General features: G+C 58.4%; 20 protein-coding genes and 2 pseudogenes. 15 read left to right on the forward strand and 7 right to left on the reverse strand.

Annotation, left to right across the window (positions count from 1 at the left end):
• Positions 1-17: 17 nt before the first annotated feature.
• Positions 18-884 carry a CBS domain-containing protein gene (locus ACWHYZ_RS01245; protein ID WP_447985488.1) on the forward strand — a complete coding sequence of 289 codons (867 nt, stop codon included), beginning with the start codon at positions 18-20 and terminating at the stop codon, positions 882-884.
• 82 nt (positions 885-966) lie between these two features.
• Here ACWHYZ_RS01245 and ACWHYZ_RS01250 read toward each other — a convergent pair whose 3' ends face one another.
• Entirely contained in the window at positions 967-1212 is a 246-nt protein-coding gene (locus ACWHYZ_RS01250) for a hypothetical protein (RefSeq protein ID WP_447985489.1), read from the reverse strand.
• Between the two features lie 54 nt (positions 1213-1266).
• On the opposite strand from ACWHYZ_RS01250, the gene ACWHYZ_RS01255 reads away from it, so the two are divergent.
• The 14 genes and pseudogenes from ACWHYZ_RS01255 to ACWHYZ_RS01320 all read left to right on the forward strand — a co-directional run bounded on the left by ACWHYZ_RS01255 (position 1267) and on the right by ACWHYZ_RS01320 (position 14686).
• Positions 1267-1545, forward strand: coding sequence for a hypothetical protein (locus ACWHYZ_RS01255; RefSeq protein ID WP_447985490.1), 279 nt, complete (start codon positions 1267-1269; stop codon positions 1543-1545).
• A 399-nt stretch (positions 1546-1944) separates the two neighbouring features.
• Positions 1945-3156, forward strand: coding sequence for a polysaccharide pyruvyl transferase family protein (locus ACWHYZ_RS01260; RefSeq protein ID WP_447985491.1), 1212 nt, complete (start codon positions 1945-1947; stop codon positions 3154-3156).
• A 33-nt stretch (positions 3157-3189) separates the two neighbouring features.
• Positions 3190-4758: an FAD-dependent oxidoreductase gene (locus ACWHYZ_RS01265; RefSeq protein ID WP_447985492.1), complete on the forward strand. Its 1569-nt coding sequence runs from the start codon at positions 3190-3192 to the stop codon at positions 4756-4758.
• A 343-nt stretch (positions 4759-5101) separates the two neighbouring features.
• Positions 5102-5275 (forward strand): MgtC/SapB family protein, encoded by a 174-nt coding sequence (locus ACWHYZ_RS01270; RefSeq protein ID WP_447985493.1) that lies wholly within the window; start codon positions 5102-5104, stop codon positions 5273-5275.
• Positions 5276-5361: 86 nt separating this feature from the next.
• Complete coding sequence (locus ACWHYZ_RS01275; RefSeq protein WP_447985494.1) at positions 5362-5697, forward strand: hypothetical protein; 336 nt, start codon at positions 5362-5364, stop codon at positions 5695-5697.
• 213 nt (positions 5698-5910) lie between these two features.
• On the forward strand, positions 5911-6840 hold the full coding sequence (locus ACWHYZ_RS01280) for a hypothetical protein (protein WP_447985495.1): 930 nt from the start codon (positions 5911-5913) through the stop codon (positions 6838-6840).
• A gap of 47 nt (positions 6841-6887) precedes the next feature.
• Positions 6888-7211, forward strand: a complete 324-nt coding sequence (locus ACWHYZ_RS01285) for a hypothetical protein (protein ID WP_447985496.1) — start codon at positions 6888-6890, stop codon at positions 7209-7211.
• A 76-nt stretch (positions 7212-7287) separates the two neighbouring features.
• Complete coding sequence (locus ACWHYZ_RS01290) at positions 7288-8700, forward strand: MBL fold metallo-hydrolase (RefSeq protein WP_447985497.1); 1413 nt, start codon at positions 7288-7290, stop codon at positions 8698-8700.
• A 10-nt stretch (positions 8701-8710) separates the two neighbouring features.
• Entirely contained in the window at positions 8711-8947 is a 237-nt protein-coding gene (locus tag ACWHYZ_RS01295) for a hypothetical protein (protein WP_447985498.1), read from the forward strand.
• Between the two features lie 98 nt (positions 8948-9045).
• Positions 9046-10011, forward strand: coding sequence for an SMP-30/gluconolactonase/LRE family protein (locus ACWHYZ_RS01300; RefSeq protein ID WP_447985499.1), 966 nt, complete (start codon positions 9046-9048; stop codon positions 10009-10011).
• Between the two features lie 443 nt (positions 10012-10454).
• Complete coding sequence (locus tag ACWHYZ_RS01305; RefSeq protein WP_447985500.1) at positions 10455-12293, forward strand: glycoside hydrolase family 15 protein; 1839 nt, start codon at positions 10455-10457, stop codon at positions 12291-12293.
• 694 nt (positions 12294-12987) lie between these two features.
• Positions 12988-13689, forward strand: a pseudogene (locus ACWHYZ_RS01310) (endonuclease/exonuclease/phosphatase family protein); the annotation flags it as partial.
• A 325-nt stretch (positions 13690-14014) separates the two neighbouring features.
• Positions 14015-14375 (forward strand): annotated as a pseudogene (locus tag ACWHYZ_RS01315) (M20/M25/M40 family metallo-hydrolase); the annotation flags it as partial.
• A gap of 110 nt (positions 14376-14485) precedes the next feature.
• The gene (locus tag ACWHYZ_RS01320) at positions 14486-14686 is read left to right on the forward strand and encodes a hypothetical protein (RefSeq protein ID WP_447985501.1); all 201 of its coding nucleotides are present in this window, start codon (positions 14486-14488) and stop codon (positions 14684-14686) included.
• 505 nt (positions 14687-15191) lie between these two features.
• On the opposite strand, the gene ACWHYZ_RS01325 is transcribed toward ACWHYZ_RS01320, so the two are convergent.
• From ACWHYZ_RS01325 to ACWHYZ_RS01350, 6 genes are all read right to left on the reverse strand, one after another.
• On the reverse strand, positions 15192-16211 hold the full coding sequence (locus tag ACWHYZ_RS01325) for a DUF2950 domain-containing protein (protein WP_447985502.1): 1020 nt from the start codon (positions 16209-16211) through the stop codon (positions 15192-15194).
• On the reverse strand, positions 16132-17250 hold the full coding sequence (locus ACWHYZ_RS01330; RefSeq protein ID WP_447985503.1) for a DUF3300 domain-containing protein: 1119 nt from the start codon (positions 17248-17250) through the stop codon (positions 16132-16134). The genes ACWHYZ_RS01325 and ACWHYZ_RS01330 overlap by 80 nt, the downstream gene beginning before the upstream one ends.
• A gap of 258 nt (positions 17251-17508) precedes the next feature.
• Positions 17509-17925: a hypothetical protein gene (locus ACWHYZ_RS01335; RefSeq protein WP_447987647.1), complete on the reverse strand. Its 417-nt coding sequence runs from the start codon at positions 17923-17925 to the stop codon at positions 17509-17511.
• Positions 17926-17956: 31 nt separating this feature from the next.
• On the reverse strand, positions 17957-21094 hold the full coding sequence (locus ACWHYZ_RS01340) for an efflux RND transporter permease subunit (RefSeq protein ID WP_447985504.1): 3138 nt from the start codon (positions 21092-21094) through the stop codon (positions 17957-17959).
• On the reverse strand, positions 21091-22293 hold the full coding sequence (locus ACWHYZ_RS01345) for an efflux RND transporter periplasmic adaptor subunit (protein ID WP_447985505.1): 1203 nt from the start codon (positions 22291-22293) through the stop codon (positions 21091-21093). Before ACWHYZ_RS01345 ends, ACWHYZ_RS01340 begins: the two co-directional genes overlap by 4 nt.
• Positions 22293-23549 (reverse strand): TolC family protein, encoded by a 1257-nt coding sequence (locus tag ACWHYZ_RS01350; protein ID WP_447985506.1) that lies wholly within the window; start codon positions 23547-23549, stop codon positions 22293-22295. Before ACWHYZ_RS01350 ends, ACWHYZ_RS01345 begins: the two co-directional genes overlap by 1 nt.
• Positions 23550-24378 lie beyond the last annotated feature (829 nt).

The following is a 24378-nucleotide window of genomic DNA, read 5'->3' on the forward strand; positions in this document are numbered from 1 at the left end:
ATGAAAGGAGTCTCGAAATGTCACTCAAATGGTATCAGAGGCCGCGCCTGGTCGTGCTGAACCAGAACAGCTCAGCTCTGGAGGCCGCGCGCGCGATCGAGAATAACAACATCGGCGCAGTAGTCGTCCAAGACAAAGGACGGGTCGCAGGTATTGTCACTGATCGGGATTTGACGATTCGGGTGGTAGGACACGGGCTCGACTCACACACTACCCCGCTGGACCAGGTCATGACAACGCCAGTTATGGCGCTCTCGCCTGCGGATAGCCAAAGTGATGCGATTCGGCTCATGCAGGAACGGAACATTCGCCGTATCCCTCTTGTGGAGGGAGAACGGCTTGTGGGCATCGTCACGCTGGACGACCTGCTCCTCGATGAAGCGGCTCCTCTCGAAGAACTGGCGGCCATTGTTGCGACGCAGATCGGTGAGGGAGGTCCGGCCGCCTCTACCAAGTCGCCCGCCATGGAGCGGCGTGCCGCCCGCGCCGAAGCAACGTATCGGCGCTTGCTCAATCAACTGCGGACGAATGCCTCCTTGGAGACAGCGGCGGAGGCGGAGATTGCGCTCGAGGTCGTCCTCAATTCGCTGGTGCGGCGGCTGACGCCGGGTGAAGCGAAGGACCTCATCGCGCAGCTTCCCTCACTCATGCAACCGCCACTGGCTGCACTTGCCCCCGGGCCGGATAAGCGCATCAACAGACAGACGATCGAGGCGGAGCTGGTTCAGCGGCTCAACCTGGAGCCGGCACGCGCAGGGCAGCTCCTCACAGCGGTTGGGACCACGATCGCACAGAACGTCAGCGCGGGCCAGATAAAAGATGTCCAGAGGCAGCTTCCGGAAGAGCTGCGTGACGTCTTTTCCGAGGTGTCTCTCGCGAGCTGACCGTGGAATTGCCCGGCAGGGCAGACGGACAACTGCGGCACTAATCGGTCTCAGTGCACCGTGAGGAACGGCTATGGATAGCCTAGCGGAAGACGACACGGTCTCGATCGCCGAGCGAGCCGCGCAGTATCGCCATGAGGATCCAAAACTCGCGAACTAGGCCAAGGGGTACGGCCTCATTCGTCATCAGGAGGAGACTCAGGTCCGGATCGTTGAACTCGTGCAGCGACTGCATGCAGATGGTCGCGTCGGAGACTCGGTACCGTTCTGGGACTTGCTGCACGCGCTCGATCGATTGATGAGTGCCGGCCTCTAGGTCGCCGTGCATCAGACATACTGCCCGGCAGGTATATATCTCGAGGGGCGCCGCCCGGAAACGATCATGGGTCTGCTCGATGCCTTACACACGGGATCGCAGACCCTGGGTCTCGGCTACATCAATGAAGGCGGCACCCTCGATACGCCGGGCATGTTGTTTCGCAACTGCTGCACGTGGGCGCATGGCGTCGATACCGTTGCACGTCTCTTAAAGTTGACGCGTGAGCAGATGCTACGAGCGGAAGGACTGGACACGCTCGATTGGCGCCGGAGCCCCCACGGAATTATCATCCCGGACCTCAATGAGTTAACCCGAAGCAGGACGGGTAGAAGAAGAGGATGACCCATCGACTGCGATAGTCGGTCAGCCGAAAGCACCCGTCTCGCTTCAAGGACTCCGCCCCGCGAGAAGTCCGGAGCCTCAGCATCGGTCGACAGCATGAACGGCATGCTATCACATCTCCGCAAGAACTGACCGCGACCAATCACGCTGACCGCGACATGTCCAAGCTGCTCAGACGGGACAAGCGGTAGTCTCTAGGGTGGCTTCACAACGCCCAAACGAAGAGCGACATGAAATCGTATTTTTCATAGCGACTACCTTTGTAAGCTCAAGTCTCATGGTCGACACTCTCCGGGAGTGCTAGATTTGGATTTGTGCCGGCCGTCTAGAAGCATATTGAGCTGGTAGCCCGTCTCGCACACCTGGCAGAAAGGTATCCGTGTGCGATCAAAGGATGATGTGATCAAAGAAAGAAAGGCCGAACCGGGAGGTCGCAGAGATGGCCGTACGGAGCGGTTCCGCGTGGGGATCTCAGGGTCCTATGGTGGATGGAACATGGGGGACGAGGCCATCCTTCAGGGGATCATCGGCGAATTGCGGCAGTCAGTTTCGGTTGAAATTACCGTGTTTACCCGTGATCCCGCCGATACCTTGCGCCGTCACCAAGTCGAGCATGCGGTGGCCGTGCGGGAGTTCTTGCGTGAAGAGATTCTCCCGGCATTAAAACCGCTGAATCTCTTCATCCTCGGCGGAGGCGGCATTCTCTTCGACGGAGAGGCGAGGATCTTCCTGCGCGAGGTGGAACTGGCTCACGAACTCGGTATCCCGGTGATGATTTACGGAGTCAGCGCCGGTCCGCTGGTCGATTCGCAGACACAAGCGCAGGTCACCCGGTGCGTGGAGATGGCTGACGCGGCCACCGTGCGAGACTGGCGCGCGAAGGATTTGCTTCAGTACTCCGGGGTCCGCCGCGAGATCAAGGTGACGGCCGATCCGGCTCTGCTCATTGAGCCGGAACCGCTGCCGACGTATCTCCTCGAGAGCGAGGGCTTGAGAGGTCGGCGTCGCCTGGTAGGGATGTCGGTGCGCGAGCCCGGACCCGCGGCCCCCGACTTGGCCGAGATGGATTACCACTCGCTGCTCGCCAACGCCGCAGACTACATCGTCGATCGTTTGGATGCGGATGTGGTGTTCATTCCGATGGAGCGCCGCAAACATGACTTGCAGCACTCGCACGCCGTGCTGGCGCGGATGCGAGGGGTCCACCATGCGTCTGTGTTGCGCGGGGAATACAGCGTAGGGCAGCTCTTGTCTCTTGTCGGTCATTTCGAGTTCGTAGTCGGGATGCGGTTGCACTTCCTCATTTTCGCCGCCCTGCAGCGCGTCCCGTTCGTGCCGCTGCCCTATGCGCCCAAAGTGACGGGGTTCGTGGAAGAGTTCGGAGTGAACCCGGCTCAACTGGACAGGCTCAACGCGGGACAGTTGATTGCACTGATCGACCGCGCTTGGGATGAGCGCGGTGCGATGCGGGATAGGATTGCGCAAGCGCTTCCGGCGTTACAGGCGCGGGCCCGGGAGAACAATGAGATCGCCGTACAACTCCTCCTTACCCACAGTGAGCAGCGGCAACCTGTGACGCCGAGGTCCAGCGAACCTCCAAATCCTCGGTGATGATCGTGTGCAAACGATGCTAAGGGGATGTGCATGAATGTGCTTCGCACGGATGTCGCCATCATCGGAGGCGGTCTCGGCGCCTGTGCCGCCGCTCTGGCCGCGGCGAGAGGAGGACGGCGCGTCATCCTGACCGAAGAAACACATTGGCTGGGAGGTCAGCTCACGAATCAGGCGGTTCCCCCGGACGAGCACCCATGGATTGAGGAGTTCGGTGCGACCGCGAGCTACCGGGCGCTTCGGGACGGAATCCGAGCCTATTATCGCGCTCATCTCCCGTTAGCGTCGGCCGCACGTGGCCTCAAGGCGCTCAACCCCGGCAATGGATGGGTCAGCCGGCTGTGCCATGACCCGCGGATTGCGGTGGCGGTGCTTCATCAAATGCTCGCTCCGCACCAGCTCAATGGAAGACTGTTCGTCCTGCATTCTCATAGGCCCATCGCGGCGTGGACGCATCGTGATCGCGTGACCGGGGTGGTCGTCAAGGGACTTGAAACGGGTCGGGATACGCTCATCGAGGCGCCCTTCTTCATTGATGCAACCCCGCAGGGCGAGCTGCTAGCGCTCGCCGGGGTCGAGCATGTGCTGGGGGCAGAATCCCAGGCCGAGACGGGAGAACCTCATGCCTCCCAAGAGGCCGATCCAAGAGACCAGCAGGCGATCACGGTCTGCTTCGCGATGGAATATCTCGCCGATGAAGACCATACGATCGACCGACCGAGGCAGTACGATCTCTGGCGCGACTACCGTCCCGCAGGCTGGCCGGGTCGCTTGCTCGACTGGACGACGGTGCAGCCCGAGACGCAGGAGCCGATCACTCGGTTGCTGTTCGAAAGCGACGACGGCCGGCCCTGGTGGACCTATCGCCGGATCCTTGACCGGAACAGTTTCGAGAAGGGCTTTGCGGTCAGTGATATCACCGTCGTCAATTGGCCTCAGAACGACTACTGGTTCGGACCCGTCTGCGGTGTCGATGAGGCGGAACGGGCACGGAATTTGGCAGCAGCCCGAGAGCTCAGTCTCAGTCTTCTGTACTGGCTTCAGACGGAGGCGCCGCGTCCCGATGGTGGGGCCGGCTACAGGGGATTGCGGCTCCGCGGTGACGTCGTGGGAAGAACGGTCGACGGACTGGCGCCGGCGCCGTACATCCGAGAATCCCGCCGCATCCGAGCTGAATTCACCGTTGTCGAGCAACACATCGCGCATCCATTGCGCCCAGATGGACCGGAGATCTTCGCCGACTCGGTCGGTGTCGGATGTTATCGTATCGATCTTCATCCTCGCGTGAGCGGTGCCGGGTACCTTGACCTGGGTTGCTGGCCATTTCAGATTCCCCTCGGGGCGTTGATTCCGGTTCGTGTTGAGAATGTCTTGCCTGGCGGGAAGAATCTCGGGGTCACGCACATCACGAACGGAGCATTTAGGCTGCATCCCGTTGAGTGGAACGTCGGCGAGGCGGCGGGTGCCTTGGCAGCGTTTTGCCTCGATCGCGACGTTCTGCCACGGGCTGTGCGAAATCGCGACACGCTTCTCGAAGCGTTTCAAGCGCTGCTCCGGCAACAGGGCGTCGAGCTCAGTTGGCCATCACTGTCCCCCCTGTAGGAACCGTTGAGCGACGCTTGCTCGGCCAGGGAGAAATGCTGACAGTCCTCGTAAATCTCTGTGAGCTCTCAGCACACCGCCGCAATGGTTTTTAGAGCAAGGTTCATGAAATACTCTCACGATTCATGGATGACCTATTCATGTGGCGAATACAGTAAACCATGGCGTGTGCATACGGCTGCGGATGAACAGATCCCTGTTTCGCGCCGGTAAAGCCCGGCAGAGTCACGAAACCATACGAAACGTCGTGACAGAGTACCGAGGATTCTGGGTCACTCGGGTCACAAGTCGAAAAGGCCCGGGCATGGCCGGCTTTTAAGTAAAGGAGAAGGACAAGCTGCTCATGATCATGTGGCCTGAGTTGATGCCTCGGTTGGGCATGGCGCTGTTGCTCGGCGCGGTGATCTGGTTCGAACGGCAATGGCGGCAGCGAGGGGCCGGTCTTCAAACGAACGCATTAGTCTCGTTGGGGGCGCCTGCCTTTGTCAGCTTGCCGGGGCTTCTCGACGGTCTCTGAGGGCTTGTTTGGAGCGTTACTCCGATGCGCGGTGGTCAGCTGATCATCGACTGACAGACGGCTGAAGCCCCGAAGGAGGAACCGCAATGAAAGCGCGAAAGATTACGGGAAGACCGGTGATGGCAAGGCCCACAGTTACGCCAACCATCACATCCGGGTCGGCTATCTCCCAACGACGCTCGCATAGGCCGACGACGCCGACCCCTTTGCGGGCGTTGCCGGACACGCGGTCGCATGAGGACGATTTCACCATCGTCAGGCCGAGGGAATCGATTCCGATCGAACGAACACTCAATGGGCGCCGTCTCCTCCTGCATTTCGGGAAGACTACGGTTGTGCTTACGGCTTCAGAAGCCCGCCGTCTGGCGTACTCGCTGCTTCTTGAAGCTGAAACGACCCCGGCGCGGTCTCATGGTAGCTGAGTGCCGCCCTAAGGTCATGCCGTGAGGCTGTTGGGGACAGGGGCGTCGTCGTGAGTGCAGATTTCCGCGCCGCCCCTTCGTGGCTTTATGCGGCAAGTGATCGATTGCCTGGCATGCAACGAGCAGTCTAGGGCGCGTAACTTGCTTCTCACCGAGACTGAGCTTGCGGTTGAAAAATCACCGACACCAGCGATGAGAGGAAGGAGGACAGCAATGGAACTACCAGACAGAACAATGCGATTCTGGTCGGTTGGTCTGGTCATGCTCAGTTTGATGGTCGTCGGTCCGGCACTTTCCGATAAAGGACATCCGGGAAAGGCGGGCACGCACATGAAGGTGAGCGGTGTCGTGTCTCAAATCAAGTCCGACCTGATGGTGGTGAAGACGCCGTGGGGTCAGATCACGGTTAAATCGGCCGACGGACTGAAGGATGTTGAGGTGGGCGAGGAAGTGGAGGTGTGGGTGAACGAGAACAACAGCGTAATCGATGTGCATCGAAAGGGCGACCCGCACGCGACACACCGGTACATTACCGGCACGTTGACCTACAGCTCCAAAGACAAGAGTACCATTCGGCTGGTGACCCCGGAGGGAGAGCGCGACTTTCCCGTCGAGCGTGGGAGATCGCGCCTATCGCTGATCGAGGAGGGTTCTCCAATTACCGTGGAAGTGAATGAGGCGGGGAAGGTCATCGATATCCATCGCATGACGGTGGAACTTGCATTGAATGAGGCTCCGGTGACGGCCACGGGACACCATATTACGATGGACGGGGTCGTGACGGACATTCAATCGGGCGTTGTCTTTGTCCAGACGACGGCTGCCCGGTATACCATCAGTGAGAAGACTGTGCCAGCCGATCTCAAAGTGGGCGACGAATTGACCCTCTGGGTGAATCAGAACAACACGGTCGTCGATCATCACCGAAAAGGCCATGCGGCCGCCCATCGCTTGATCACCGGGAAGCTGATCTATACAGGGAAAACGAAGAGTGAGATCAAACTGTGGACCCCCGAGGGGGAACAGGTGTTCCCGTTGGATCGGTTAGAAATCAAAACCAAACCGATCGAGGAGGGAGCCACGGTCACTGTCGAGCTGAATGAAGAGGGCGCGGTGATCGCGCTTCGGAAGGTCGAGGCGTAATGGGCGTTGAATTTTACCAAAAGTGATCCCGTGGAAGAAGTCGCCGTTTGATCGGCGGACAGGGAGTGGATTCCGCAATCGAATACCTGGGCGCCCAGGTCACTTTCGAAGGTTGTGTCAAATCGACGCGTCTCGGAGGCACCATTTCTGCGGCCGGATATTTCTGGGAAGGAGACGATGTGAAGATTCCGCGGCTGGACTGGTGTGTGGGCATGGGGGACAAGACGATCAGGACCGGGCTCTGTCCTGGAGGAAAAGAACCAATGAAGCGCTTGATGCAGTTGCTGGTCGCCGGCCGGGTGGATCCCACGCCGCTGCCCACCCCACCGGATGGAATTCGATCAGGTCGTTCGACCAAGCGCTCCATCTGATGGAGACCAAGGCGGAGGGTATTTTGAAACCGCTTATTATCTTTAATTGAACGAGGGGTACTTCACTGGGCTCTTTATGCTCTTCAAGCAGTTTTATCTGGAAAGCCTGGGTCATGCCTCATACCTCATCGGCTCAGAAGAGACCGGCGAGGCTCTGCTGCTCGATCCTCGACGTGACGTCGCCATGTACCTGGAGGAAGCGCGCTCACAGGGACTATCCCTTCGCTACACCCTCGATACTCACCAGCACAATGATTATGTCTCAGGGGCCCTCGAACTGAGCGCGCGCGCCGGCGTGCAAGTCCTGTCCGGTGCAGCCGCGATCTTTCAGTATGACACCAGGCGGCTGGCGGACGGAGAACGGCTGGAGATGGGCGAAGTGCGCTTTGAAGTCCTCCACACGCCGGGTCATACGCCCGAACATGTAAGCCTGCTGGTGACCGATCGCAGCCGCGGTGAGACCCCGATGTTGCTTCTGTCCGGTGGAGCCCTCCTGGTCGGGGACGTCGCTCGACCGGATCTACTCGGCGGACGGGCGGAGGCCGAACGGCATGCTGCCGTGCTGTGCGAGACGCTGCAGAAACATATCCTGACACTTGATGATTATGTGGAAGTATATCCCACGCATGTGAGCGGGTCGTTATGTGGTGGAAATATCGCCAGCCGGCTGGCGACAACGATCGGATACGAGCGGTGCACGAACAAGATGCTCGCCGAGATCAGCTCCAAATCAGAATTTGTCGAACGGTGCGTCGATCTGGAAAGCCTCCCTGCCGTGCCGCCGTACTGGCCGCGCATGCGGCAACTGAATCAGCAAGGGCCGCCCCTCCTCGGCGGACTGTACGAGCCCCCGGCTCTGTCCCCAGCATCCTTTAAAAAGGCGTGCGAGCGTGGTGGCCTGGTCTTGGATTGCCGCCCACCCGAAGCCTTCGGCGGCGGTCACATCCCCGGAGCCTTGAATGCGGGACTGACGCCTTCGTTCCCCACCTGGGCGGGAACCGTCTTGCCGCCGGAGCAGCCTTACCTGCTTGTCATGGAGAGACGAGACGATCTCTGGACCGTGTGCTGGCATCTTTTGAGGATCGGGTACGAGCTTCCGCAGGGGTGGTTGGCTGGCGGCATGCATGAATGGCGAACAGCCGCCTTGCCGCTTCAGGCCATCGCACAATGGACTGTCTGGGAGCTGGATGCGGCGAGGAAGCGAATGCCAGAGATCCTGGTCCTCGATGTGCGTCAACCGCAAGAGTGGCGCGACGGACATATCGGAGGCGCCAAGTACATTACCGGAGCTGAACTGCCGAGGCGGATGCATGAGGTGCCGAAAGATCAGCCGGTGGCTGTGATCTGCGGTAGCGGCTATCGGTCTTCCGTCTCGGCCAGCCTGCTAGCCCATCATGGATATCAGAACCTCAAGAACGTATTGGGCGGCATGGCGGCATGGAGGAAAGCCGGGCTGCCGACGACGGCGCCGGGAGGAAACGTGAACTAGGAACCGCATCATGCGCAACATCGTGTACCAAAATCAGATGATCTTCGGCACCGTCAACGCCTCGCGCTCGGCGTTCGAGGCCGCGGTGCGCCAGCTCGAACAGTTTATGTCCATCTTCCCCAAGGCTGTAAAGAGCATCATCACCGAATGGGTCAGCCTGGAAGATGCCGCCAGCCTGCTGCGCCAGCCCGGCGGGATGAAGCAGGTCGTGACCATCGTAGGCTATGATATGACGCCAGAGGCGTGAAGGAGGAGACCGGATGAATGTCCTCATCCTCGGAGCCGGTCCAGCGGGAGTCACCGCCGCGTTCCACGCTGCGGGGCTAAGTTCATCAGGAGAAAGCAATGAACGCAGGAATGTCACCTGATTTGCCGAGGATAGAAAGACTAGACCCTGGGCTGGACCGGCTGATTGCACCCGGTGCACAAGTTGAGCTCCTCGGGCAGGGGTACGACTGGAGCGAAGGGCCGGTGTGGGTGAAGGACGGCGGCTTCCTCTTGTTCTCGGACGTCCCGCAGAACATGGTCGTGCGGTGGAAGGAAGGCGAGGGCGCGAGACGGTGGCTGAAGCCGTCAGGCTACACGGGTCGCGAGCCGCGGGGCGGCGAGACCGGCTCTAACGGGCTGTTGATTGATGGCGAGGGACGACTGGTTCTCTGCCAGCATGGTGATCGCCGTATTGCGCGCATGGAGGCGTCGCTCTCGGCGCCGGCGCCAAGTTTCTCTACCCTGGCGGATCGATATGAAGGAGCACGTTTCAACAGTCCGAACGACGCCGTAATGAGCCGAACCGGCGATCTTTACTTTAGCGATCCTCCTTATGGGATGGTGAAACAGTTTGAGGACCCGGCACGCGAGATTCCGTACCAGGGTGTCTTTCGAAGGCATCGCAATGGCACCGTGAGTCTGCTCACGCGCGATATGACAAGGCCGAACGGATTGGCGTTCTCGCCCGATGAGAAGACGCTGTACATCTCACAGTCTGATCCGGCGGCCCCTATTTGGCGCGCGTTTGACGTGTGTCCGAACGGTTCGCTGGGAGCCGACCGGATTCTATTCGATGCAAGCTTGCTGGCCAAGACTCGCCGTGGCCTGCCCGACGGCCTGAAGGTGGATACGGAGGGCAATTTGTACGCGACAGGACCTGGCGGTGTCTTAGTCCTGACGGCTAATGGCAGCCATTTAGGGACAATCCTAACGGGCCAGGCCACCGGAAATTGCGCGTTCGGCGATGATGGCCGCACGCTGTACGTCACCGCCAACATGTATCTGATGCGAGTCCGGCTGAAGGCGAAGGGGCTCGGCTTCTAAACCCTTGTGCTAGGATGCCCGTGTCGCCGCGGCGCCGTTGAGCGAAGCGCGGCAAATGGCGATCGGCTCCTGGTATCCATCTCCCTTCGCAGCATGTCGTAATGAAAGCGGATTTGTGTAGCTACTTCATGACAGCCGGACTAGGGCTAAGCAGCGCCCTAATATGATCTGCCGCTTATGATAGTTATGAACCCCACTGCCGAAGAGCATAGACGGCTACGTCATGACTGCAGAGCCAAGAGAAGACGGTAGCTTGTTGCCATCGCCGGTGCAGCGCAGAGGTCGAAAACTGATTGGTACGCGATAAAGCAAGAAGGCAAAGAAGGGGGTGGAATCTTGAACCTTTGATCGGCACGTTGGCCGTGTTGATCAGTTGATTAAGGGGGAAAAGCGCTGAGAGGTACAAAGATGCGTAGGGCTCCGTGATGATGAAGGAACCGACCATGAAAGCGCTGGAGTGGCTCGACGGCTATTTGCCGATCGAGGACCACGGTCTCATTGGAGACGGCGCCACCGCGGCCTTGGTCAGCCGCGACGGCAAGATCGTCTGGTTATGTCTGCCTCGATTTGATTCTCCTGCATTGTTTTGTAGCCTGCTGGATGTGCGTCGGGGAGGGCATCTCGCGGTTACACTGGAAGATCTGCAGGAGTCCCGCCAGTTTTATGAATTGGATAGCGCGGTGCTGGTGACGGAGATGAGAAGTGGAGGAGGCCTCATTCGTCTCACCGATTGCTGTCCGCTCCGTAACGGGGCGGATCTGACGGAGGATCTCCAGGCGACCAGAGGAGAACTCCTCCGGAGCGTGGAGGTTCTGTCTGGCGAAGTGCGCCTGAGGATCGAGATTGAGCCACGAGGAGGTGCTGAGGCCGAAGCTCGGGACGGTGGCCTCCGTGTGCGATGCACCGCGCAACCGGAGCTTATGTTGAAGTTCCTGTCATCTGCACCCTTAAAGGGGCTTTGTACGGTAATCTCGCTTAAGAAGGGCGAATCGTTCCATCTCTTGTTGCGATGGCGACAATCCCACGGTCATGTACCGTCGTTCGACGCGCGCCGTCTGCATAACGATACCACCGTGGCATGGAAACAATGGCTGACTCACTTAAAGTATCACGGCCCTCAAGAGGACTTAGTACGTCGCTCCGCAATTACGTTGAAGCTTCTGGATCATTTCGAAAGCGGAGCCATTGTGGCCGCGCCGACCTCTTCACTGCCCGAACACATCGGCGGCGTCCGAAACTGGGATTACCGTTACGCCTGGGTGCGCGATGCCGCGTTTTCTGTCTATGCCCTGCATCGCATTGGTCTGTCGCATGAAGCCGCCGCGTTTCTTTCATGGCTGCTTGACGCCGCGGAGCGCAAGGGGGCTGCGCGGATCATGTATACGTTAAACGGGAACAGGCCGCCGGATGAGGTGGATGATCCGGAACTCGAAGGCTACCGGCGTTCGAAACCCGTCCGTTGGGGCAATGCCGCGGCCGATCAGAATCAACACGATGTCTATGGAGAGATTCTCGATTGCGCCTACCAATGGACGGCTCATCACGGGTCGATGCCAGAGCGACTCTGGAGCAAGCTTTCCGTCCTGGCTGCAGCGGCGGGACGGGAATGGCGAATGCCCGATCAAGGGATTTGGGAAGTACGAACCAGCGGAAGGCCATTCACCTATTCAGCCGCGCTGTGCCAAGTGGCACTAGACCGCGCAGCGCGGATGGCGGAGCGATTTGACTTGGCGGGTCCACGGCAGTTGTGGCGGGAGATGGCAGACGATATCGGCCGCGCGATCTTGAAGGAGGCTTGGGACGCGAGGGCGAATGCCTTGACCGAGCACTTGGGTGGGGGAAGCCTCGATGCCAGTCTCCTGGCACTGCCGCTGAGGCGGGTAGTCCCTGCGGACCATCCGAAGATGGTGGCGACGACGCGCGCAATCTGCGATCGCTTGGGCGCGGGCAAGGGGCTGCTCTATCGGTACCGCTACGAAGAATCCCCGGATGGGATCACGGGGAAAGAGGGCGCTTTCCTGCTGTGCAGTTTCTGGCTGGTGGATAACTTAGCGAAGCAAGGACGTGTGGATGAGGCAATGGAATTATATGAATCGCTCTGCGCCAGGGCCGGCCACCTTGGATTGCTCCCGGAAGAGATCGATCCCACGACGGGCTCGTCCCTAGGCAACTATCCTCAAGCATTCAGCCACATCGGTGTAATTGCGAGCGGAGTGAATCTGGCGCGGGTCTGGGCCAAAGGCGGGAGGGGCGTTCCCTCGGAACAGGAGCAGCGAGCATGATCGGGACACCCACGTCAATTTCCTTACCCTAGCGTAATCCGTCCGTAAAAATTCGAAATGTCTGCTGGCCTCCTGCAATCGTTGCTGCGCCTCTGCCGCCGCGCCGAGCAAAGCATTGGAAATAGGACGCGGCCCTATGAACAATGTGTCTGGAGCCGATTGCGTCCTGTGATCGGGAGTTGCCTGGACATGGAGAGAGCGATGCGGACATGGAAAAAGCGGTGCACTGAGTCTCCCTGTTGCGCGCAATGCACCTACCCGTTTCACTCGCTCCCCCGCGTTCGCGACGAGAGAAGGTCTGATCGCAGAGATGGTGTGGCACAATGATTCCGGGAGCTGAAGCGCCATGGATTGGACTCCCCTACGCGGAGATTCAGTTCGATTCCGTGCTGCAGAAGGCGGTTGCCGGTGCGCCGAGCACGCTGCCCCATCGCGCACGCAAGAGAGCGACGCTCTAACACAAGGACAGGCCTTCCAGGCGCCTCCTCCCATTCGGCCACGTCGAATGGTGCTCGCATGAGACGGCAATTACCTTGTGTCCGTATGGCGTTGGCTCTGTCTTGCTCTTTCTTGGCAGCCTGCACACATTCCAATCGTCAAGCGCTTGGAGCGCCTGTTCCCTACTCTCCGCGCATGGAACGGTTCACCGTTTTGACCTACAACATCCTACACGGACTTGAGGTAGGAGGTTGGTCTGTCGGGCCCGGCGAATCGAAAGAAGAGCAGAAGGCACGATCTCCAAGCCCGACAACTGTCCCTGTCTCAACCGGACGTGATGCTCCTTCAGGAGGTTAACCCACTGCCTGAGAAAGCCGAGGCGTTTGTAGCGGCGCTGAAGACGTTTGGCTCGCAGTACACCGAGGTCCATCGAGCGGATGCCTCCGGTATTCGCGTGTTCGGACTGAGGGTCGTCCCCGGCTTGAATAACGGCATGGCCGATCTGGTCAAAGCCCCGCTGAGGCTTCGGAAGGTTGCAGGGCTCAAGCTCAGTGGTGGCATCGGAGGCTGTGGTGATTTCTTTGGCCTCCAGTTCGGGGAGCTTCGATACGCGCTGATCGCCGAAATTGAAAACCCAACCTCGGGCAACAAATTTCTTGCGGTCAGCCTGCACCTGCACTCCGGGATCGAACGAATGGCCTATTTCATCCAGCGAGTGACCGAAGCCGAGGAACACGGAAGAATACGGCGTGGGGTCCTGCAAGACTTCGTTTCAGCCTTGGAACAGGACCAAAAGAGGCGGCCTGGCGAGATACGTGTGTTGGTGGCTGAATTGCGACGGCTTTTAGCTGAGGAGCGGGATCTGGGAGTGATCCTTGGAGGGAACTTCAACTTTGAACCGGACTCCCCGGAGTATCGGGAGTTGCTGGCGGCAGGCCTGAGAGATACGCACATGATCGCAAGCCCCAGCAATGACCTGTACAGCTACGACGCGGAGCAGAACGGGGTCGTCCGCCAGAAAGAACTCACTATACCGCCCTCCCTTAGCCAAGCCATGGCGAATCTTCCAGAAGCGGAACAGCACAGGATTGTAGAGAACTATCGGCAGAGCATGAGGGCAAGCGAGACGGATCGATTATCTGTTCCATATGAGCAAGCTGCCAAAACCAAAAGAGTGTCTCGGGCAGGCACTGTTAGGAGGACCGACAGCTCTCTCAGCTCAATCGGGATCCGATCACTACGACGTGCTGAATACCTACATCTTCGATCCATCACAGTGCTGACAGGTGAGAGCCTGCCGCCTTGTCGCCGAGCAGTTTGTGCGCCTTCGACTGGAGTCCGGGTAAATGTGGCGCGCACGGGCGTCGTGAACATCCTAAAGGGGGCCAAGCCCGGTCGTACGTCGGCTCTCCGCGTTGATATGGACGCGCTTCCGGTCAAGGAACCAGAAGGATTGTCGTTTGCTCCAAAACAAAAGGTCGGCGCTGGGGGAAGGAGGTCGATGTCATGCATGCCTGCGGGCACGTATCCATACAGCTGTGCTGATGGCGACCGCGGATGTGCTCAGCGGTCTGAAGCGACGTGCCAGGCTTGGTTCAGTTCATCTTTCAACCGGCCGAAGAGGGTTGGAGTCTGTTTGAGCCTTCCTCATGGCCGGGCGCTGTCACAGATCGCGGCACCAACCCCGCCAACTGGTTCCCCGCCTACGTAGGTATTGACAGGGGTTAGACAAGCCGGAGGATACAGTACGTCGGATGTATCTCACATTTCTTCCTGAGCAGGGTAAGCATCGTGACCTGGATAACGATCAAAAGAAGTTGAATGTGGCAGAAGATGATAAATACGCTGTGATCGCCGCGAGCGCAGTAGCAGTGGTGCTCCTCGGAGCCGGCGAAGCAGAGGAACGGAACCTGGTCTCGTTGCTCGCCCCAGTGGTATCACGTTCTCAAGGATGACATGAAGGGCTACTTCGCCTTGAAGGAGCGGAGTCGTCAACGAGAAACTTTCGTCCGGCTCTCGGAAATCATGGCAGCGCTCGCACTCGCTTGGCTGCACAAAAACGACGTGCCGACGCGGGCTTGCCGGGAAAGGGACTGTACGCATGGCAGGCCAACTTCACTTGCAGCATAAGATGGCAGTCAGTTTTTTAAGAGACCATAAAGTGGCGATTAGTGCCTCATAAGGATCCTATTAGACACACAAAAATGTGCTCATCAGAGAAAATTTTAATCGTACGGTGAATGTAGGCTACAAAACCGTCATGTTTTACCGCTGACGACTTCAAGGCCGGTAATTAGTTGGGGTTGAAGTTAGACGATCAAGCCAAGAGCGCGGTAATCTTCAACAGCAGGACGAGGAAGAAGCCAAGTCTCGCTGAGGAAAGTGATCGATATCCTACGAAATAGGTAATCAATAAAAAACCGGCTGTCTACGAATTAAGTGAGGTGGGTCTGTGTTTCGTTACGGAACGCGTTTCCAGCTCGGGTCGGGATCGAACTCGGCCATGTCCGCAACGAGCGCCGCTGTATTTTGACCGAGATCTTTCTGATAGAGCACTCCGTCCTGATTGACCATGAAGCTCACCACCCCGGACATCCCGTAGCTGGCCGGATAGGCGAGGACTGCAAATCCCCCGAGCAGTCTCCCGTTGGCCCGATAGTCGTATGCTCCCCCCGGCGCATTCTTGCCCTGCTTGGCGAGGATTCGATACAGATACCCATGGAAGGATATCACTGAGCCCGAGTCGGGTGTGCTCGGTCCTTCACTTGCCGCGGCTGCGAGCAAAGGCCCGACCGGACTCAAGGGTTCGTCTTCGCGGGTCTCCCAATACAGACCGTCCCGCTTTCCGGGCGAACTGACCAATTTCGAGGCGAATTCTGGAACGCCGTCGCCATCCGCATCTTGTGTCGCATACTCACGCTCAGCGTCGACGATCGCGAGACACACCTGGATTGCGGCAAGCTCATTGCGACCGATGTGTCGGCTCAGAATCTCTTCTGTGGCACGGGGCACGTCGAAAAGCCAGCCTTCCGGCGATTTCACCAGGGAGATCGGCATCGGCCACTTGTCGCGGCCGACACTCAAAATCGCGCGCGTGTTGTTCTCTTCGAACACCACTTGGTTCGCGTTCGCATACGCGTTGAGAAACCGTTTGCGCCATTGTGCGTCCGCTGCGGCATCGCCGGAGTCGAACAACGCCAGACCGTCGGTGCCTAAGAGGGCTTGCAACGCAGAGGGATCGTTCAGCTTGACGGCTTCCACAAAGGCACTCATCCCGTCTTCAGGGGAAGCAAACGTGGTCTGCGCGGACGCGCAGCCTGAAGGCGCCGCCGACATGGCCAACAACAGAACAGTCAGAATCGCGAGCGGAAATCGCCCGAAGTGAACGGAAGGTCGCATATCACCTGCCGTGACGGCCTCCGCCGCCGCCGTGATGGATTCCTGCGCCGCCACCGCCCCCGCCACGGTGGAAACTGGCATTGCCGCGTGCCCCGAAGTTGTACGCAGATGCTCCATGGCCGATGCCTTCGAAGGCATGCGGTCGCGGTTCGCCGACGCGAAACCCGGAAGGGACGGACATCGGGGGACGGCCGCTTGCAAAGCTGCTGCGGGCGTTGGCACGATTTCCAAAACTCTCGCGGCTTCCGTGAGAAGCCGGGGAGGGATAGTGTCCGCGGAAATCCTGTCGGACTGGAGGCGACGCGACCGCACGCCCACGCCCATACTGCTGCCGCAACGCGGCTTCTCGGTAGGGTACGCCTCGGCGGTGGACAGGATCGTGTGTCCAGGTTCTGGTGACAGTATTGTGATAATAGAAGTTGTTGGCCGTCACCACATTGACCTGTCGATGCGGCCAGTCGAAGGCCCCGAAGAAGAAACCGGCTCCGACTGGGATGCCGGGTCCCCACACATACCCGATACCCACACGGGGGCCCACGAAGTAACCGGGCCAGGGTCGCCAGAACACGGGTGGATAGGCCGGCCACCACCAGAGGCCATAGATGACCGCGGGATCGTAGTAGGGGACATATACTAGCTGCGGGTCCGGTGATGTAATCGAAATGTTCTGCCCCTCCTGGTCGATACGAACCTGGTCGGCCGACTGGAGAGTGCCGTTGGCTGACGCGCGCTGACGCAAGTTCTGAACGGTGTCCATGACCTCGGGCTGCTGTGACAGGAATGCATCGCCGAGCCGTTCCGTCCAGTCCAGTTTCTCATCCATCATTGCCAGAACGTTCGGGAATGCCACGAGCGACTTCACGCTGGGCTCCCAATTGTATTGGTCGGTCGCTTTCACCGCCTGGTCACCGTGGAGCGTCGGGTGCGCTTTCACCCAGCGGGCTGCCTCGACAATTTCCAGGGGATAGGTCGAGGCCATCAAAATCTGTGAGAGTAGCGAATCGGGATACAAGGCAATCGGGGCCAGCATCTGATCGAGTTCTTGCTGCTTGAACAGGACCTTGTCTTTGGTCCCTCGCTCCGGCGTGGTGAATTCCGTCGATGTGCGTTGCTTGGCCATCGGCGGCGCCGCATCCGGGTTATAGATGCTGTCATACTCACTGCAATCGTCGGACTCCTTCGGTGCGGTGGTCCAGAAGTCTCCGTGGGGACTGTGGCAACGCCATACGTAGGCTGAGACGGGACTTGCCCACAGCAACAGCAGATGAGTGCATAGCCCGACGGCGACTAGATAAGATATGTTGCTCTTCTCGTGCTTTTCATATATGCAGCGTGCTGTATCCACGTCTTTAATACTATACGACACGGGGTGCTTTTGTCATAGAACATCAACCCATTCGTTGGCGATCCAGCTGACGTGGAAGTATGAGTAGACCTCACTAGTGTGCGTGAGCCTTCCAGTCTTTTGCTGATCGCGACCGGGCTCGCTGGTGGTCATGCGGCTATGTTGCAGACGGCGTTCCACCAATGCTGTAGGCGCTCCGACAGCATGTGTTTCTGAACGGCTGTTTTCGTCTTCCAGTTGCTGGAGCCGCCGTGGTTCGCTCACGCCTAGATGTGCGTATTTCTTTTTCACGGCATAGAAGGTAGTTTCGTCCAGCCGGCAGAGGTCGGTCCGCGACTGCATAGCCCGCGAGGGTCCTTCCCTTCCGGATAACCACACGAGATAGCTTCCACGGATATCACACAACCCGGCGAGGACGAAAAGACTGAGACGAACAGGTATCAACATCATTCTCCTCATTCATCTCGGTGAAGGCATTCTCTCACGATGGAGATTTGTTGATGGCAATCAGCTCTTCTGTCATGGATACCGCTTGAGCTGACCGCTCTCGCCTCTGCTCAATCCATTTGTATAAGACCGGGAGGACTAGTAAGGTCAGCGCCGTAGATGACAGAAGCCCACCGACCACCACCATCGCAAGCGGACGTTGAATTTCTGATCCTGGACCAGTGGCAAGGAGCAATGGGGTGAGGCCGAGCGCCGCGACAACAGCTGTCATGAGGACGGGACGAAGACGGATGACGGAGCCATCGATAACTGCCTTCTCAAGAGGCTGACCTTCGATACGGAGATGATTGATATACGAGACGAGGACGACTCCATTTAAGACTGCCACTCCAAACAACGCAATAAACCCGACGGATGCGGGCACGGAGAGATAGAGCCCACTGATGAACAGACTCAGCAGTCCGCCAATCATCGCAAACGGGATGGTGAGGAGGATGAGTCCCGCCTGTCGAAGGCTCCCGAAGGTCACAAAGAGCAACAGGAAAATCAGCCCGAGCACAACGGGCACGACAAGAGCCAGGCGCTTCATCGCCCGCTGCTGATTTTCGAACTGCCCTCCCCACGTCACATAGTACCCTGAGGGAAGATGTACTTCAGTCGCGAGGTGGGCCTGTGCCTCTTCCACGGCTCCGACCAGATCGCGGCCAACCACGTTAAACTCGATCGCAATCCGACGACTGGCGTGTTCACGACTGATCTGCGCCGGTCCCTCAACGATTCGAATATCTGCGAGCTCCCGCAAGGGAATCCGTGAGCCATCAGGTGCCGCGACCCACAGGGCGGCGATCGCATTGACATCACTTCGTCGCTCATCAGGAAGCCGGACGACAATCGGAAACCGCCGTTGACCCTCAAACATTTCACCCGCCTCGATCCCCCCTCCGACTGCCTCGATCACTTCCGTAATATTCGCCACATTAATGCCATGGCGGGCAATGCGTCCACGATCAATATCGATCTGGAGGTAATACAGACCACTCAGCTGTTCGACTCGTAGATCCACGATCCCTCGTACTCCCCGCAAGCTTTTCGCCATCTCATCGGCAGTCGTGCGGAGCACGGTCAGATCGTCGCCGAACAGTTTGACGGCCACTTCTGAACGGACTCCCGACGCCAATTCATCCACTCGCATGGCAATAGGCTGGGACAAGCCGAAGGCTATGCCGGGCACTCGGCCGAGTTCCACGCGTATTCGTTCTTCAATGTCGGTCTGCGACCGAGCCTGCCATGTGGATGGCGGCTTCAAGAGTACATACATATCACTCAATTCCATGCCCATGGGGTCCGTGCCAAGTTCGTTAGCTCCCGTTCGTGACACGACCGACTGGACGTCAGGAATAGTCAATAGGAGCCGTTCCACCTCGCCACTCACTTTCAGCGATTGCTCTAAACTAATGCTCGGCAGCCGTAACAAGTTGACGACAATAGTACCCTCGCGCATCGCGGGCAGAAATTCTCGACCAATGGACGGCAAGAACGCCAGCGCGATCACCAACAGGGCCACGGAAACCATTACCACTACACGCCCGTGACGAAGGGCAAGCATGAGCAGACGTTGATACCCGTGTCGCAGTCTGTCCATGACCTGAGCCTCTTCTTTCCGTGCGCGGGGCCGCATGAGGAGAGCGGCGAGCACCGGGATCACGGTCATTGAGAACAGGAGCGAGCTGAGCAAGGCCATGACGACGGTCATCGCCAGCGGGATAAACATTTTGCCTTCCATGCTCTCCAAGGCGAAGAGTGGCACAAACGTCAGGGCGATAATCAGCTCGCCAAACAGACTTGGGCGACGGACTTCCAACACTGCTCGTAAGACCAAGGGGATGCGACACCCAATACCACCGGCCGCATCCGTCGCGTGTTGACTGAGATAGCGGTCCACATTCTCCACCTGCACAATGGCGGCGTCGACGATCATACCCAAAGAGATCGCCAGGCCTCCGAGCGACATGAGATTCGCCGACAACCCGACTTGGCGCATCAGCAGAAAGGTTGTCAGCGTGGCCAGTGGTAGGGTGAGAGCAACTACCAAGGCTCCAAGCAGCTGACGAAGAAATACGTATAGCACAATCATGATAATAGCCGCCCCCGCGAGCAACGCATGCTCAATCGTCGCAAGCGCCTGGTTCACCAAGGTGATCCGGTCGTAAAACGGGACGGCGGCGACAGCCGGCGGCAGCACGCGGTTGATCAATTGCACTTGGTCTTTGACCCGACTCACTACATCACGGCTATTTCCACCGCGCAGCATGACGGCGATGCCCTCGACGACCTCTCCCTTCCCATCCCGCGTGACCCCACCCAGTCGAACGGCCGCACCTTCTCGGATGTGTGCGACATCTCGTATATAGATCGGTGTGTCACCGCGCGCCGTCACGACAATCCGTTCAAGGTCGGCACGCGATTGAGCAAGACCGTGTCCATAGAGGACCAGCTTATCGCCTCCTTGATCGATATAGCTGCCCCCTGCATTCTGGTTATTGCGCGAGACCGCGTCCGTAATATCTTGCAGCGCCAACCCGAGGCTGGCGAGTCGAGTGGGATCGACCACAATCTGGTATTGCTTTGCCAACCCTCCCAGCGTGTCGACATCCGCCAAGCCCGGTACACCGCGCAACAGGGGCCGGATCAGCCAGTCTTGCAAAGTGCGCAGCTCCATGAGACTGTGTCCGGCCCCTTCGACGAGATACATATACACCTCGCTCAACCCCGTGCTGACTGGCCCCAGAACGGGATCTGTTCCCTCTGGCAGACGCTCCCTAACCGACAGCATCCGTTCGAGCACAAGCTGCCGCGCGAAATACACATTCACATCGTCCTGAAAGAAGACGGTAATCATGGACAGGCCAAATCGGGAGACGGAGCGCATCTCGGTTTTCCCAGGAAGGTTGACGAGTTCAATTTCTAGCGGGAAGGTCACCAGCCGCTCCACTTCAGGAGGGGACAAGGCCGGCACACGCGTAATGATTTGCACCTGCACGGGGGTCACATCAGGAAACGCATCAATGGGGAGATGGGCAAAAGCCATCATACCGGCGATAGCTACGACCGCCGTGGCCAGTAGAATCAGCAGGCGCTGATGCAATGCAAAGTGGATGAGACGATCGATCATGACGGGTTCTCCGGCATGCGCTCTCGCAAGCTTTCCGATTTCAGCGCATAGCTGCCTTCCGTCACCACCTCCTCGCCGTCCTGCAGGCCCGTGACGACGGTGGCGTACGGGCCAGAGCGCGGTACCACGGTTACGAGGCGCCGCTCGAAGTTCCGTGGTCCACGAACCACAAAGACAACAGTATGCTGGCCCTCTTGCTGGAGTGCCTGACGCGGAACGGCGAGAACGGGCCGTTCATCCGTCACAAGGGTCACATCTGCAAACATTTCCGGACGGAGCTGGCCGTCCGGATTGGGTACATCAGAACGGATCATCACGGTTCGTGTGTTGGGATCCACCACGGCCGCTACATAGGTCACTTGCCCCGTAAAAGTCGTCTCCGGATAGGCCTGTACTCTCACGTGGATGGGAAGCCCGACTTTCAGTAGGGCTGCTTGCTGTTCCGGAAAATCGGCACGGACCCACACGGTCGAGAGATCGGCGACGGTGAAGAGAATTTTCGACGGATCCACGACTTCCCCGACTGTGGCATTTCGCTGGATGACTTCACCCGAAAGGGACGCGCGGAGCGGCACTTGGGCGACCCGCGCATGCGGGAGTTTGCCACTCCGCAGCCGGCTGATGTCCTGTTCGGTCATCCCAAGCATGTGCAAATGCTCATCGGATTGCTCGGCGTCAGCGAGCGCATTGTGATACTCAGCTTCTCGCCGTTGGTACTCCGCCGTTCCAATCACTTTTCGCTCCAAGAGTAGTTTGGCCCGTTCCAACGATTTTTCGGCCAGAGATAGACGGGTGTAGGCCTTGCGATGCTCCAGCTGTGCTGTCCCCAGCTCTGGAGAATCCAGCAACAATAAACGATCGCCCGTCTTCACATGATCGCCGAGATTGGCATACACCGCTACGATCCGACCGGGGACGCGCGAGCTCAAATGGGTGAGTCGGTTATCATTGGCCAAGATCTTGCCCGCCTGCGCCGTGAGTTCCATGTTCATCGGGCGAACGGTCACACGCTCTGTTCGTAGTTGTGCGAGGACCGGGCTGTTCTCCGGCATCGTGAGCGTGCCCGTAGGCGAAACCGGTCGGGCGGCATTCGACGTCTGGGTGGCGTCGTCCTGGCGCGATTCACAGGAAAGTAAACCCAGCATCACCACGAGGGCGAGGCATATTCTGTAGTCGGATAAGCAGATATACAAAGGCATCACAGATCTCCAGTCCATCGAGCCAGCCGTGCCAACGCCATTGAGCGATCTGCGCGTGCTTGAGCATATTCAAATAAGATTTGCCGATACACTCGCTGCGTATCCAGCACTTCGAGTAAGCTGGCCGCACCCTGCTGAAAACTGAATTGCGCAATCTCCAGGGCTTCCTTGGCCTGCTTCAACATGCCTTGTTCCATCACCGCGATCTGCTCCTGTGCGGTCTGGGCTTCTTGATAGTGCTGGGTGATCGCTTGTTCCAGTTCGTTACTGGCCCGTAGCGATTCGGCCTCCGCGCGACGCTTCGTGCCGAGCGCGGTTTCGATTTCGCCTTGTCGGCGATACCAGAGTGGGACCGGAATCCTAATACCTGCCGTAATGGCCTCGTCCCCCGCTTCTCGATGATACGTCCCCTGGACGGTGACGCTCGGGAGTCGTGAGGCCCGCTCTTGAATGACCGTGTGATCCGCCTGCTCAATGGCGCTTCGCTGACGACGAAGGCTGGGATTGCGCTCGAACGCGCTGGTGATCAGCGTGTCGAGGCCTTCTGGGGGCCGGCTGGAATCAAAACCGCCTTGAATGCGGTAATCCTGCCCCAAGGCCTTACCCGTCAGCATATTGAGCTGGCCACGCGCAACCCGCAAAGCGTTCTGCGTCCGCGCCACTTCCTTACGGGCCTTCTGCACTTCGACGCCCGCTTTGATCGCTTCGAATTGTGCGCCTTCCCCAGAGGCCACTCTCACTTGAACCACGTCGGCGACCGCATGGACCGTGGACACGTTTTGTTCGGCCAATTCCGCATCACGTTGCGCCAAAAGTAGTTGGTAGAAGGCCACTTTGACATCCGCCGTCACGATGAGCCGCGCGTCTTCCAAGGCGGCATAGGAGCCAGCCAATCCAGCCTCTGCCGCGCGCTGGCGTGCTTGACGCAGGCTGGGCCATTCGACAGGCTGCTCCACCGTCACCGTTCGTTCTGTAATCGAAACCCCTGTGCTTGGGTCACGGATCGCCCCGCGGCCACCTGATGCGGTGATGGACGGATTGGGATAGGCTGCCGCCGCGACGCGTTGACCTCGGTTCTGGGCTACGGCTCCTTCTGCTCCGGCAATGGCCGGATTGCGCTCAGCGGCAAAGGAAAGGATGTCCTGCAATGTGTATGAGGTTTGCTGAGTGTGATCGGCAGCGACGGATTCTTTTAGAGCCGGCTTTGAGGTTATTAAGGCAATAAAAATGATTGCACACCAGAAAGGTTGTGCCATATCCACCTCCATAAGCGGTCCGGTCGGACAGCGATCCTGGACCGCTGAGTAGAACAGAATGTATGAGGTCGTTAGAGAAACAGTCGCAGGTTTATGTCAGTGCGGGGGGGTGAAAGAGAACACGACTCAAAGACGAGACCAAAACATGGGGAGCTTCAGATAGTTTCGGGATTGATGGCGAGTTGATGGCGGTGAACATCGGGCTGACACCTTGAAAAAGTAGATGGCACGGACATCCATCCTCCGTGCCGTTGCCCAAACTGTTGACTGAATCATCCACCTGAGATTGGCTGAGAAGGATCGCATGGGATACGTGCAGATCGAAATCAGAGAGGCAGCTCAATCCTGTCAATTGGACTGCCAGCAACACTAATAAACCGATCGGTATTATTTTTGAAAGCGGCCTGATCACTGGCCAACCCTCCTGAAATCGTGCGAATCCTATCACGAACGAGAAGGCTGGTCAAAAATGACTGTCAGCAGAGTTGTCCTTCTGACAAGACCGTCATCTAGAATACAGAGGGTGCTGGAATTTAACAAAGCCAAAATAGGACTTCTGCGTAACTCCTTGGTCGGAGCGCAGTGGAGTAAGTTAGAGTTGAGTGCTGGAAACGGATTCCTAAACTGCCGTCTCTCTACTAAACTCGAATTTAGAGTTTGCACAGTGACGTCTCACCCGGTTTCGGAGTTGGCGCATGAGAACGGGCAGTCGCGGCGACCCTGTTGGGCTACCATGAAGGGAGTATCGGCCTAAGCTATTAGTTATCTACTTCAGCATTGCGTTTATGTTGCTTCCTCGAACACTTGTATAAGCTGATGGCTTGAAAGG

The sequence above is a fragment of the Nitrospira sp. Nam74 genome, from assembly GCF_965152615.1.